Source organism: Paenibacillus sp. CF095 (genome assembly GCF_900101225.1).
GTDB lineage: Bacteria > Bacillota > Bacilli > Paenibacillales > Paenibacillaceae > Paenibacillus.
In genome coordinates this window covers 88,474-103,811 of sequence record NZ_FMZN01000003.1, presented here as the reverse complement: position 1 = coordinate 103,811, position 15,338 = coordinate 88,474, and the positions used below count along the sequence as shown (strand labels likewise).

Annotated in this window: 5 protein-coding genes; 3 read left to right on the top strand and 2 right to left on the bottom strand. The window is 32.0% G+C overall.

Going from position 1 to position 15,338, the window contains the following annotated elements; genetic code table 11:
* Positions 1-13 precede the first annotated feature (13 nt).
* A complete protein-coding gene (locus tag BLS69_RS23000) occupies positions 14-1,066 on the top strand; it encodes a PDZ domain-containing protein (protein ID WP_176872956.1) in 1,053 nt (350 codons plus the stop codon).
* A 422-nt stretch (positions 1,067-1,488) separates the two neighbouring features.
* Here the strand turns inward: BLS69_RS23000 and BLS69_RS22995 are convergent, their stop codons facing one another.
* Together BLS69_RS22995 and BLS69_RS22990 are read right to left on the bottom strand one after the other, a co-directional pair.
* Positions 1,489-2,028, bottom strand: a complete 540-nt coding sequence (locus BLS69_RS22995; protein ID WP_091036767.1) for a hypothetical protein — start codon at positions 2,026-2,028, stop codon at positions 1,489-1,491.
* Between the two features lie 9,396 nt (positions 2,029-11,424).
* Positions 11,425-12,831 carry a replication-relaxation family protein gene (locus BLS69_RS22990; RefSeq protein WP_091036765.1) on the bottom strand — a complete coding sequence of 469 codons (1,407 nt, stop codon included), beginning with the start codon at positions 12,829-12,831 and terminating at the stop codon, positions 11,425-11,427.
* A 648-nt stretch (positions 12,832-13,479) separates the two neighbouring features.
* Here BLS69_RS22990 and BLS69_RS22985 point away from each other — a divergent pair.
* Together BLS69_RS22985 and BLS69_RS22980 are read left to right on the top strand one after the other, a co-directional pair.
* Positions 13,480-13,791, top strand: coding sequence for a hypothetical protein (locus BLS69_RS22985; protein ID WP_091036763.1), 312 nt, complete (start codon positions 13,480-13,482; stop codon positions 13,789-13,791).
* Entirely contained in the window at positions 13,778-15,238 is a 1,461-nt protein-coding gene (locus tag BLS69_RS22980) for an FtsZ/tubulin family protein (protein WP_176872955.1), read from the top strand. The genes BLS69_RS22985 and BLS69_RS22980 overlap by 14 nt, the downstream gene beginning before the upstream one ends.
* Positions 15,239-15,338 lie beyond the last annotated feature (100 nt).

The following is a 15,338-nucleotide window of genomic DNA, read 5'->3' as shown; positions in this document are numbered from 1 at the left end:
TGAGGTGATTCTCTTGGACATAAAAGATTACAAGGTGATTATTCTTTATATAGCTCCCTTCATTGTTGTTATCCTATTTTTGGGTTTGTTGCTGCTTAAGCCTTTAAAGGTGCCAGAGGTTTGGACAGCACCTGGGAGTATTCTTTCAGTTGACCCCATTATTGATGCAAAACCAATTCGCGAAAGCGCTCAAGCCCATCCTACTAATCTTTACATGACTTATGTAAAAAAAACACAAATTAATTCTGTATGGGAGAAAATATACCTCGGGTCTGAGGGTTATACAAGAACTTCTGTTACAAAGTTCTATGCTTCAGCTTCTGAAAGCACTAGTGACTTTACCGAAAGAGATTTGACTATTTTAGATAAAGAACTTTTACCTTATATGAAACACACTATCGTAAAGGCTGCAATGGTACATGAGGAGATTGATTTACCAGAAGAAATATCTAAGCCAGTTGTGGTTTTTCATCCAGAGAAGTTTAAAACAGGTCAAGATCTTAAGGTTGGAGATGAAATTCTATTCATAGATGATATAGAAGTTGACTCGCCAGAAGATATTAATTTTTATCTAGAGAATTTTAAAGTCGGAGATACCGTAAACGTAATCGTTCATCGTGATACTAGCAACGTAGAGATTCCAGTGACTATAAAGGAACTGGATCGCCAAGGAAAAGCAACGTTAGGAGTTTATTTAAAAAACCAATTTGTCTTCAAAGGGTTATCTGTTGATGACGTTATCCATTTGGACAACAACTATTCAGGCGAGTCAGGAGGTTTCATGTTGGCATTGGGTTTAATACAGCAACTCGATCCGAATGTCGATTTGGCTAGAGGAAGAAAGGTTGCTGGCACAGGAGGCATAACTAGGGGTGGTGATATTCAGTCAATAAGTAACCTGGATCTCAAATTGCTTACTGCAAAGAATGAAGAAGTAGATATTTTTATCTATCCTAAATATCAAGAACAAGAGGTTGCCGAAGCAAAAACTAGCTACAATTTAGAAAACATTAAACTAGTAGGGGTAAGAAACTTACAGGAGGCTATAAACTACCTCAGTCAATAACTGAATTGTTATAGATCCCTTTCCAAATTAAGAACGTTAATATCAAGCTAAATAAACCGATTATCTGACATTAATTGAAACTCTGGTAAAGTGACTTACATCCGTGAGTCTGCCATGTCCGTATATAACTATAGAAATAGCCGTGACATAACTCAGTACAATTGAGAGACCTGAATGGAGTTTCTCAATTGTACAAAATAGATATTCTTAAGAAATGAAGTAGACTCTCAAGTCAAGCAAAACCAGGTCTCAACTCCCCATATTTTCTGCTTCGCCAACACCTCTTGTACTGTAACATTTCTGGCCCGTTTGAACATGGATTTCTTCTATAATCTCCATGGCATGTGAAGAGTATTTTCTTCTCTCCCCCCATACATTAGTAAGGTTCATTTATTTCCTCCGTTTTTTTCTTACTGATGTTATTACCTCTCTCGAATTTTCCCATACAAAACCTCATCAATTTTATTCATTACCAACTGATATGGTTCTATAGCTTCAGCAATTAATTGAGAATATTTCTGAGCAGTTTGATGCCCCTTTTTGTTTCCATCGTACATCATCACATGAGATTCTATTTCTAACGCAGCGATAACTGAATGGATTATATAGAGTGACATACTAAGATACAGATCATTAGAGGTACTATTAGTTTTGTGAATTGTTAATTCCTTATAAATAGTTGAGAATATGCTTAAATCAGACTCTTGGCTATCGTAATTATCAGTAGACCTCAACCATTCTTTAGCACAATTCACTCGATCTAAAATCATTCGGTTCCAAAATCCTAAATCATAAGAGTCTATTTTAATCCTAATGGATATATGAATACCTGGGATAAGCTTTTCGGCACGTAAATAATACATCGTATCTTGTATTGCTATTATTGACTGACTAGAGATGGATTCGATGTCTTGCTCTGCTTGATCTCGAACCTCTTGTGGGCCTCGTAATATCGGGTCCATGAATTCAACTCCTTAAGCCCTAAACTGAGTTAGAAACTAGTGAATGGTTAAACACAAAAAAACGCACCTTGCCCAAGATTGGGTAGATGCGTACTTCGCATATGGATTATTTGATTCTCATAAAGATAACATTATTTAATGTGTTTCTCAACACTGGATGTTGGAAAAGGTCTTGAATCAGGAAGGTCAAATAATTAATAGATACACCTATTCATTCCTAAGTGAAGAGATGAACGGAATCTTACTCCCAACACCCTTCCCCCAAAAATGGATTCTGCTTAGTCTGCTTATCAAAGGTTAAATAAAATACTTATATTACTGAATATATTATGTAATATTTAATTGTTCAATTATGTACTATTTTATCGAGTTCAAATTTCCGTATATTAATCGGGTTCATTAGATTATCTTTATGAGATAAGGAAGCGAGTGCTAAACATTTAAATGCATTACTATTTTCCCGGAGCAAGGTAAGTTCATCTTATGGTTAATGAATAATAATATATTACTGAATATAAAACTTAATACTCAAATCACTTTGCTCTATAGAATATCGTCTGCAGCTTAAAATAGTAAGTATTATTGTTCAGTAATATTAACATATTATTTAAACTTAATACTTTTATTAATCGCACAACTAAGAAATGTCCAGCTCTTATTGATTTTGACTGTTGTTCATGCACAAAGGCAAGTAAGGAATTTAGTAAGGAGGTATTTGTTACACAATGCAAACTTACTGAACTCAAATAGGAAAGTACGGAAAATTATCAATAATACTTCAACCAATCAGCGAAAAACATCACACGGCATTCTGCCGACGAAATTGCACCATCTTCAAGACGGAGCAATAAAAACGCATAAGAATACATAGAGTCACTAAATATCATAACACTGGTTACAAATCATACAGAAGAGAGGTTTACTCGTGTTGTCTGTTGAGAAAGTAAAATGGTATGGGAAACAACTTGTTTAATTAGGGCAATGGGTCCAACAAGCGAAATTTGTTCATTCTGTGGAAATAGATACTGAATTACTTTACACATTCATATAGAGGGCTGCATAAATTCATTCTCATGAAGATTGAGGATGTAAATACGAGCCTTAACTCTTAGCTGATGGCTACGAAAAATTCATTCAATCGGTACCGCTTCCCAACGCGTTCACATTTTCGATCGTTGTCTAAGTAATCGCAGTTTACATAGTTCATATTCCTTGGAGACTAACGGCATATAAGTTTCTTCAATGTTTCATACTTCTTAAGATGAAAAATATGTATATTTTAAGTTGGTATCAGATATTTCATTTCATCGATCATTTATACGCTGAATAAGTTACAAGTTGCGTGGTACATAGAAAAATCAGATACTGAACAGTTATTTATAATGAATTGATACGCTATCGTATATTTGATAATTCAATCATTTAATTGTTTATCGATTTTTCTGTTTTATTCTTTCCCTTCTTGATCTGAAGTAGCTCTCAAATCCTTGATAACACTGGGTTTACTATCGATCGAAACTCGGAAGAAGAAATTTATTATTGACTGATAATTTGTGAGTGAAGAATTGGTACGTTATCGTATTTTATAACATTCAATCATGTTTTAATCTATAGCTTTCTTAAGTTTTATCCTTCCCCTTTTCAAAAAAAGGATAAGCTAAACCCTTGATAATACTGACTTTTCGTAGATATTTTATAGAATTCATAATCATAATATGAGATTGCCTAGATTCGTAGGGACAAGATGTAAGTGCACCCAAATTACATTATCGATTCGACTAATTTTAAAGTACCCATCAACAGCATCTCCAAATTAGCTAGATGATATACTTCAAACAATTAAAGATTAAGGTGGCGAAATAATTTAATTGAAGGAGAAAACACACTTGATAGCTTAATTAAGATTGATTAGCTAATTAAAACTTTATTACAGAGAATCTATATGATTCGTATACTTTTTATAGAGACCTTAATATGTAAGTAAGCATTATCTTAACTAATACGTCTAGGTGATTACAGCGAAGGAACACTGTATTTCACAATACGGATAACTTAGTCTTTCCTCCTTGATAATCTTCAACTCTATTGAAACGGGTATATGTTCACATTACTCATTAAGTTGAGTTCCAAAAAATGTTGTCGCTACTCAATACTATTGAAAACAGCTAAACAAATTTTAAGAAATATACGAAATCTCGTGTATAGCAAATCCTTAATGTGTTAATACTATTAATAGGGAGCTTTTAATTCGCAGTATAAGCGTAAGCGTCATATGAAATTTACATAATATAAATATATTCAACAAAGTATTTAGTTTACTGAACATTTTTGGAATTCAGACATTATATTTTTGAATAAAGCAATACGCTGTGTCAATGCAACATGCAATGGATTGGTGAGTTGTTTATAAATTACATAATATGATTATAATCAAATGACTACACCTGAATTTAGCGTCTCTTAGAAACAGGGATTAGCTATTCTGCTAGGTCAAATGAGCTGAACATGTAAACGCACTAGAATTTTTTCATAATACTAAAGTATTCAGTTTATTATTACTTTATAAACATTGTTTAATATATCAGATCTTATCGGAATAAGATGATGTGGTTGTTTATCCCAAACTATATGTTTATTCAAAGTGCGGTTATGCTCTGCGAAAGACTATCAAACGAATCGAGTCAAATTTCCATAATAGATCATAACAGTGTCTTACAAGACATAATGCACCTTTTTTATTACAACATATATTACGTAATATATGAGTATTCAGTTGTATATTTAATTTTAAGTGTCAATTCACACCATATCCTAACGGAAGTTAACACAATTAACTAGTCTGTTGGCATCAACAACGTATTTGTGTGAACAAGCTATATTCTTACTTAATACAAACGTATTCAGTTTACTATTACTTCTAAATAATGATTATACAAGCAACCCCTCAGTTTATGGTAGATTAAGCTGAGGGGTTTTAGTTACCACACTCCATGAATGTACAGTGTACGTACTACAAGCGAATTTCAAAGGCCACCGACAATATAAATCTCCAATGGATGGCATGAAGTGATCTTATGAGAATACTATATGTTAGCTTATAAATCACATAATAAGTTCAGTCACGTATAGAACACTCAATATGAAGAATCATTGTATCAAAAAAGTTACTCTCTCATTGAAATTACATAAACTGTTACGTTGTATATTACGTAATATATAATTATTCAGTAATATCGTATTCGGTGTAGCACAACAATCAGTAGATGATTATACATAATCAATGAGTATTCGTACTTAGTAATGTATACTTCTTATTCAGATTAATGAACTTGAATATATTCATTCAAGTACTGAGGTTACTTAATACTTGATGACACCACAACTGATCATTTTGTCGCTAAACATCATATTTATCCTTTTTCTATGCGTTAAAGAAGGATAAGTAAATAACTTTCAAGTCAGATAATATGAATATATTCAGTTATATATTCAGGTTACTAAACGTGAATAATCATCCCATACTACAAGCACAAGATAACTCAATAATACCTCTGACGGGATCAACAGGTACTCGTCATGAACAAGCCAGATTCTTGCTTAAACAAACGTATTCCGTTTACTGTTAGTTGAAACTAATGATTACACAGGCAGCCCCACTGCTTATGCTGGATTAAGTCGAGGGGTTTTAGCTACGACACCCCATGTATGTTCAGTATCGGTCAAGCTGTACAGGAGAATTCGAAATACCATCATGAGTATAAATCTCCAGTACGTAGCTTGATATGATCTTATGAGTGTACAGGGTTAACTTATATATTACATAATATATTCAGTAACTTATTCACTATTCAATATGTAAAATTATTCAATCAGAACGATCAGTATCTCTTTTGAAATAACAAATTAAATCATATATTACGTTGTATATTACGTAATATATAAGTATTCAGTTAATATTACATTTGAAATGAAGCACTACAATCAATAGAAGATTATAAGTCATCAATCAGAATCTATTCTTGGCAATCTATACTGCTTTTTCATATTATTGAACTTGAATTTATTCAATTTAGTATTTAGTTTACTGAATATATTTATAACACTACACCGAGTCATTAATCGCTAAAAGGAAATATGTCTTGATTCTATACGTTATAAAGAAGGATACATATGTGATATTCAAATAAAGTAATATGAATATATTCAGTTATATATTCAGGTTCCTACGCATGAATAGACACCAGAAACTAGAAGAACGTTAACTCGATTAACTCCTCTGTGGGTATCAACAACGTATTAGTTTGAACCAGCTAATTTCTTCCTTAATACAAACGTATTCAGTTTACTGTTACAGTTAGCCCCTCAGTTTATAGTGAGCATACTTTAATGTATGTTAACTGTACCGTTAAGCTGTACAGGAGATTTCGAAAGGCCACCGAGAGTAGATATCCCTATCTTGTGGCTTGTTGGCCTCGTGTGAATACTCACTGGTAGTATTAAATAATATATTCAGTAACATATTATACAATGATAACGAAGAATCATTGTATCAGAAAGATTAATGGGTTCTTGAAATTACATCATCTATTACGTTGCATATTACGTAATAGATAAGTATTCAGTAGATACTAAATTGGAATGTGGAAACACAATTCAATAGATGATTATAAGTCATCAATTTGTATTCATGCTTGGTAGTATAAACTGTTTATTTAACTTAATGAACTTGAATATATTTAATCAAGTATTGAGTTTACTGAATAGTTTATAACATGACAGTCGCTCATTTATCGTTAAAATGCGAATATGCATTGATTCTATGCGTTAAAGAAGGATACGTATGTAACATTCAAATAATTTAATATGAATATATTCAGTTATATATTCAGGTTACTTCATATGAATATACATCACATACTAAACTAAAAGCAGAAGTTTATTTGAATAACACCTCTACGGGGATAAACAACGTATTAGTAACATACAAGCAATGCTTAATATAAACGCATTCAGTTTACTGTTACTTGGACCTATTGATTATAAAGTCATCCCCACCGCTTATGGTGGTTTAAGCCGTGGGGTTTTAGTTACGACACCCTACGTATGTTTAGTTTACGGTGAAATTGTACAGGAGAATTCGAAAAGCCACCAAGAGTATAAATCTACTCTGGGTGGCTTTTAATGGTCTAATAAGAATACTAACAGTTAACTGTATTACATAATATATTCAGTAACGTATTATATACTTGCTGAGAAGAACATTGTATTGAAAAGATCAGTATTTCTTTCGAAATTATAAATTACATCATCTATTACGTTGTGTATTACGTAATAGATAAGTATTCAGTTAGTATTACATTGGAATGTAACACTATAATTTAATAGATGATTATAAGTCATCTATGAGTATTCATGCTTGACTGTAGATACACATTATTCAGATTACTGAACTTAAATATATTCAATTTAGTATTTAGTTTACTGAATATTTTATAACACTACACCGAGTCATGAATCGCTAAAAGCAGATATGTCTTGATTCTATACGTTATAAAGAAGGATACATATTTGATATTCAAATAAAGTAATATGAATATATTCAGTTATATATTCAGGTTCCTACATATGAATATACATCACATACTAAACGCAGAAGTTTATACGAATAACACCTCTACGGGGATAAACAACGTATTAGTAACATACAAGCGCTAAAATCTTGCTTAACATAAACGCATTCAGTTACTTGGAACTATTGATTGTACAGTCATCCCCACCGCTTATGGTGAATTAAACCGTGGGGTTTTAGTTACGACGCCCTATGTATGTCTAGTATACGGTGAAGTCGTACAAGAGAATTCGAAAAGCCGTAGAGAGTATAAATCTCCTTTGGGTGGCTTGTAGTGGTCTCCTAAGAATACTAACTGTTACTTATATTACTTAATATATTCAGTAACGTATTATATACTTGCTGATAAATTGTATCAAAAGATCAATACTTATTTTGAAATTACAAATTACATCATCAATGAGTATTCATTCTTGGCAGTATGTACTGCTTATTCAGGTTACAACACCAGATCATTTATCACTAAAACGGGATATGTCTTGATTCTTTACTTTAAAGAAGGATACGTATGTGACATTCAAACTAAATAATATAAATATATTCAGTTGTATATTCAGGTTCCTACATCTGAATATACTTAACATAGCTGAAGCAAAAGTTTATATTATTACTGCCTTTGTGGAGATCAACAACGTATTTGTAATAATCAAGCTCAATCCTTGCTTAATATAAACATATTCAGTTTACTGTTACTTTGAACAAATTATTATATAGTCCGCCCCTCAAGTTTATGGTGGATTAAGCAGAGGAGTTTTAGTTACCATACTTTATATATTATGCTTTACAGGAGAATTCGAAATGCCATTGATTTTATTTTGAGGCTTATAGATCTTGTCTGAATACTGAAAGGTAAATTGTAAATTACATAATATATTCAGTAACGTATTAAATACAATCTCAGAAGAACCTTTGTATCGAGAAGATTAGTATTCTTTTGATAATATATATTACATAATCTATTACGTTGTATATTACGTAATAAATGATTATTCAGTTTTGATAAATTTTATATGAAGCACTGCAATTCAATAGATGATTATAAGTCATCAATGAGTATTCATGCTTGACAGTAGATAAACATTATTCAGATTACTGAACTTAAATATATTCAATTTAGTATTGAGTTTACTGATTAGTTACTACACCACACAGGTCATCTATCGCCAAAAGCGAACATATCTTGATTTTATGCGTTAAAGAAGGCTTAGTATGCAACTTTCAAATAAGTTAACCTGAATATATTCAGTTATATATTCAGGTTACTACATATGAATATACATCACATACTAAAAGCAGAAGTTTATTCGAATAACATCTCTACGGAGATAAACAACGTATTAGTAACATACAAGCTGTATTCTTGCTTAATATAAACACATTCAGTTTACTGTTACTTGGAACTATTGATTATACAGTCATCCCCACCGCTTATGGTGGATTAAGCCGTGGGGTTTTAGTTACGACACTCTATGTATGTCTAGTATACGGTGAAGTCGTACAGGAGAATTCGAAGAGGCACAAAGAGTATAAATCTCCTTTGGGTGGCTTGTTAGTGGTCTTATAAGAATACTAACTGTTACTTATATTACATAATATATTCAGTAACATATTATATAGATGCTGATAAGAACATTGTATCAAAAACAGCAGTATTTCTTTTGGAATTATAAATTACATCATCTATTACGTTGTATATTACGTAATATTTAAGTATTCAGTTATTATTCCATTTCAAATATAACACTACTATTCAAAAGATGATTATAAATCATCAATGAGTATTCATGCTTGGCAGTATATACTGCTTATTCAGGTTACAACACCACACCAGGTCATTTATCACTAAAACGGAATATCTCTTGATTCTATACGTTAAAGAAAAATACGTATGTAACATTCAACTCAAATAATATAAATATATTCAGTTTTATATTCAGGTTACTACATCTGAATATACTTAACATAGTTGAAGCAGAAGTTTATATTATTACTACCTCTGTGGGGATCAACAACGTATTTGTAATAAACATGCTGAATTCTTAATTAATATAAACGTATTCAGATTACTGTTACTTGAAATTATTGATTATATGGTCAGCCCCTCAGTTTATGGTGGATTAAGCTGAGGAGTTCAGTTACGTTCAGAGTAAGACAGGGAATTTCAGAGGACACAGGGAGTATAGGCATCCATTGGATGGTTAGTAGCGGTCTTATGAGAACTCTAAAAGTTAACTTATATATTACACAATATATTCAGTAACGTATTGAACACTCAATATGAAGAACCATTGTATCAAAAAAGTTATAACTCTTTGAAACTACATAAACTGTTACGTTGTATATTACGTAATATTTAAGTATTCAGTAATATTATTTTTGGTATGTAGCACAACAATCAGTGGGTGATCATACATAATCAAAATGTATTCGTGATTAGTAATATATACTGCTATTCAGATTACTAAACTTTAATATATTCAATCAAATATTGAATTTACTGAATAGTTTTATATAACCACTCTGATTTATCGCAAGAAGCGACTATGTTTTGATTCTATACGTTAAAGAAGGATAATGAGATGCAACCAAAAAAACAACCTGAATATATTCAGTTATATATTCAGGTTACTACACTGAAATACAAGATCATAATCAGAAGCAAAAGGTAACTTCTCTGTGGAGATAACACTGAATTTATAATGAACAAGCTAATTTGTTCATTAACACTAACGTATTCAGTTTACTGTTACTGGAAACTATTGATTACACAACTAGCCCCTCAGCTTATGTCGATTTAAGCTGAGGGCTTTCACTTTATGTATGTTCAGTATAGGGTCAAGCTATACAGGGAGAATGCGAAAGGCCACCGAGAGTAAAAATTTCCATTTGATGGATTGTAGTGATCTTATGAGAATCCTAAAAGATTATTATATATTACATAATATATTCAGTTATATATTCAAAGAAAAATGATTAATAGTGCTCCAATGAGTACTCATAGTTGGCGATATATAATGCCTACTCAAATTACTGAACCCGAGTACATACATTTATCTGTTGAGGTTACTAAATAGTTTTTATCACCAAGCAGAATATTTATAACTAAAATCGAATATGTATTGAATTGTTTATAAGTAACCTGTGATTTTTATCCAATCCAAATAATATGAATATATTCAGTTATATATTCAAGTTACTAAAGTTGAATATACTACAAGCAAAAGGTTACAAGTTTAACTCCTATGTGGGGATCAAAAACGTAAATGTAACAAACAAGCTAATTTGTTCATTAACACAAACGTACTATTACATAATATATTCAGTATACTAATAAATTTAACTTAAATATTTAGTGTTACGTAATATATTCATTCAAGTATTAAGTTTTTCTAGTCGTTTGATTGACAAATTTAGATCATTTTTTGAATGATTTATGAGTTTTATTCAGACATAAATATGTTCAGACATGTAGTTCGTGTATTTAAACTTTAATGGGGACAGTTATTGAACTTGCTAATGAAATCTACAATATTAAAAATCGACAATTTATATTTCTGTTTACTTTAGGATTCAATCATATATTCAGTTTTGTAATATATTTCTGTATAAATGATTGAATCCTATAAAAAAGATTCTAAAAGTACACAAGGTAAGTCAATATTATATTGAAGAACGGGTAGAATTCGAAAAATATTCAGTATAAGAATTTGAGGATTTAATCGTGACGCAGAGCGTCTAGACTGTAGTTATCTATAAGACACAAAAACTTATTCAACAAGAAATAAATTTAAGGGGTTGGATTGAATATGTTTCCCGTTTTTATCGAACCACTTATTCTCAGAAACATTATGCCAAAGATACTTCTTAAAGATAGAATCGAATTTAACCTTCTGATCACAACCAATAAAATCAAGAGAGTGTGGCTTTTTATCCGAGTAAAGTAACACAGGGATAACCTCAATTGCATTAATCCTTTTCATGGATTCAATAGTTTCGAATTTTGAAGCGAAATCTATTGCCTTACAAATACCACCAGTTTCATATTCGTCGAACTTAACATAAAGAAAAACCTGATGTTCATTGCTTTTAAGACGAGTTACTGTAAAATACGGCTCCCAACCTAATATCTTCATTTCGTTACCATAAAGATAACAAAAACTTGAAAGGGAGGAGGCATTCGTGAGATTATTGGAGGGCTTAGGTTGTCCAATAAAAGCTTGATCATTAAGGAGTGGTCGTAAGTTTAAATTCAGTTTATTTTTAAATAAGTCTCCTTCATTTATAAAGGAAAGCACTAAACTTTCAAGTGATTCAATATTTCCTACATACAAATTTAAAAATGTGCTCCAGTTTTCAATGGTGTTCAAATAATTCCGCTGAATATTCTGCCATCGAGACCAAATACTTTGACGCGCAGTCGTTACAAAAAAAATAGTACTAGGTATAGAAGTGGCTAAAGAATCTCGCTCAACCCCTTGGGTTATATATGACAGATATTGATTGTACTTAGAAAACTTCTCATATAAAAGTTTGCCTTTCTCCGTTCCCATATCAAACTCAACCCAACAGTGAAATTCCTTGTCAGTACCATTAGGTCGAATAATAAACTCTCCATCGGGCCTGAAAATTTTCTTAGTTTCTATTTTAGTATTTTCATCCATAGAGGAGAACTCTACTGAAGCGTATCTATTATCAATAAAATCATATGTGAAATTATGTTTTAAAGATAAGAGTTCCATTAAAACATTGAAATCAATACCCAAGTTATGATGTTTTTGCAGTCTCTCTTTTGGAGCGCGATAAAGTTCATATGGAAAATAACCGTGTTGATTATTCCAACCTGTATTTCGGTAACCTTCAATCTCAGGGATATCTAAAAGGCTGTAAGCTATAGATAATCCTTCTTCTGATAAAGTTAAAACCTTCGTATCATTATTAAGCTTAGCTGCCACCTGAATAATACCGGTCTTCTGCATTTGAGCCAACTGATTCCATGTGCTTCTCATTTTTGATAAGTTAAGTAGTTCCCATGAGAAATGAGGATAGGTTAAAGGAATATTATCCGGATCCAAAAGAAAAAACACTTGATACGGGGTAAGACTTCTATAAATAAAGAGACGTTCAATTATCTTACACTTGGTCGGAGAAAGTTTATGTATTGTTCGAACATCCAATTTGATGACAACTCCTTTATAAATTTGCTTGAATTTGATACAAATTTACTAACCTTTATGAATCCTAATTTCTTGTCACTTAAAGCAGTATGTCGAGATTAACAGAAAAAAACCTTATGTGACAACGAATTTGTCGACCTTTTGTGGTCGATATATGCAATGACAGACATCGTGACAAGTTCAGTGATAACAATAGTGACTCAGTCACCAAAGTTATCACTGAATCAATCATTAATGTAGTCATTAAAATCATCATAATATTGTTTGAGTGTATTATTTTTTAGAAACGAAATATTATAAAAATAAATGAGAGAAATCACACTACTATTGTGGATACTCTTCAACAGACCATTAAGAAGAATAGAAAAGCGTTTATACTCTCCCCTAATGTAAATAATGATAATATGACTATATTTAAATAAAATAGAGTCACCCTAGGGTCACTCTAAATTAACAGCTTTAATAAAAATGTCTCACACGAGAAATCGTTATAACAGATAGAGTATTACAGAATTCATATTAGATAAGATAGCATTCTTAAAATAATATTTAGATATATTTGCTAAATTAATATTAAAGCGATATACTTAAGGTAACCCAGAGGTGACCTTAAGGTGACCTCTAATCAGGGGGAGGTGAAGACTGAGCATGTCAGAAAAACTTTATACAGAGGTGCATTATCGAGCATTTCTTGATAAATTAAGTGAGGCTCACATATCGGTATTGAGCATTATTACAGACAACAATCTCATCCCTAAAAAAGACATCATCTCTATGATGAGTGAGGATTATTCTAAAAATCCAGTTGTTGCCGCAATAGATGCTCTTTTGTTCGCTGGTTTAATATCATTCGAGTACAGCAAAAGGCAACATAAGTTCTTTCTTTCTGATGACGGTAAAGCATTCACAGAATATGTAGCAAAACAATATGAGGAGGAAAATTCTAATGGGTCTATCTAATAGTAAAGTACTTACATTCATGAACGAAAATGCACTGATCAATGACGTCTCTCTAAGATTTGGTGTAATTGGAGCAGGGCAGAAAGGTAACAAAGATGCAGATATTTTTGCAGGTTATACATATGCAAATGGAAAACAAATATATCCTAGCCTTGCCGTGAATTTTTCTAAAAATGACATGCTTCATCTTAAGAACATTCCGGTCGAAGATCGCATACATTTTGAAGATTTTAGAGGTGCTGCCCGAACACCTTCTCTTGTGGTTGAGAATTTCGATCCACAATTGAACCCAAATGCAGACAAGATGCGTAATCAATTGATTGAAGCAATGGAAAGAAAATTCATGGATGTTGATCATTTGTTTATATGCGCTGGAGCTGGTGGGGGCTTTGGTACAGGCTTTATTTCACTAGTGTTAAGTTTAATAAAAGAACAGTTTTTTCCGGTCCCTATAACTCTTTTGCTCTCAAGTCCATTTGATGATTTCACTGAAATGTCTAATGCAATTCTTCTCCTCGCAGAAATCAAGGAATTCATTGAACTTCAAAATGAGCTCTTTAGTCCAGGTCAAGAAAAACCACTTGGTAGTGTAATTCTTACTGATAACAAGAAACTATTTAACGACTTTACAACCAAAAAGGAGAATAGACTGAACAGTAGTACTTTGATTTCTTGGAAAGATGAAGGGAACGATGCGATTATAAGTACTATCCATGAGGCTAACTTGATTCCTGCTAACTTTGGATCAGACAATAGTACTTATGATCCTTCTGACTTTATTAAAATCGTACAACTGTCAGGTGGTTTCTTGAGTATTCACAAAGCTAGCATTGAAGCCCCTTACGAAAGTAATACTTTGAATAGTAAAATGAGAAATAGTATTCAGTTGGGCTACTTTTCTTGTGGCCATGATTATGAAACTGCAACAATGTATGGTGGTTTTGTACTTAGACCATCAAGTGCATCAATATTCAAAGATGTCAAAACAGAACAGACTATTAAACAAGTAATATCAGAGTTTAATGATACAGCTCAAGGAAAATATGGAGATCCTATCTGGTTTGATGAATACGCGGTTGTCTATACTATTTTTAGTGGGATGACTTTACCCAGCCGAGTCGTTGAAATGACTAAAGAATATGATGAAATGTTAGAAAAACAAAAACAGGTAAAAAACAAAGATATCGAACTGAATATCTCAGGTGTAATGGAATCTGTAAAACAATCCACTTTTAATCCATATCAAAAAAGAGGAGCCAACAAATTTGGTGGTGGCGCTTCTGGAGGCTTTGGGGGATCTGTATTCAATAGAAAGCAAGAAAATCAAATTGACGAAGAAGTTGCTTCAACCACTGAAGAAATTTCAGGGCCTAATAACAGATTTGGAAGCAACTCGGATGATACTAAACCTACAAATGTTTGGAATAAAATTCAAAACCGTAAATAGGTTCTCACTCAAATCACTAAACGGTTTAAATGTTTATAGCATAAAATACTAAAAAGAGGTACAAAGAGCTTATTTACTCTTTGTACCTCTTTCTTATTTT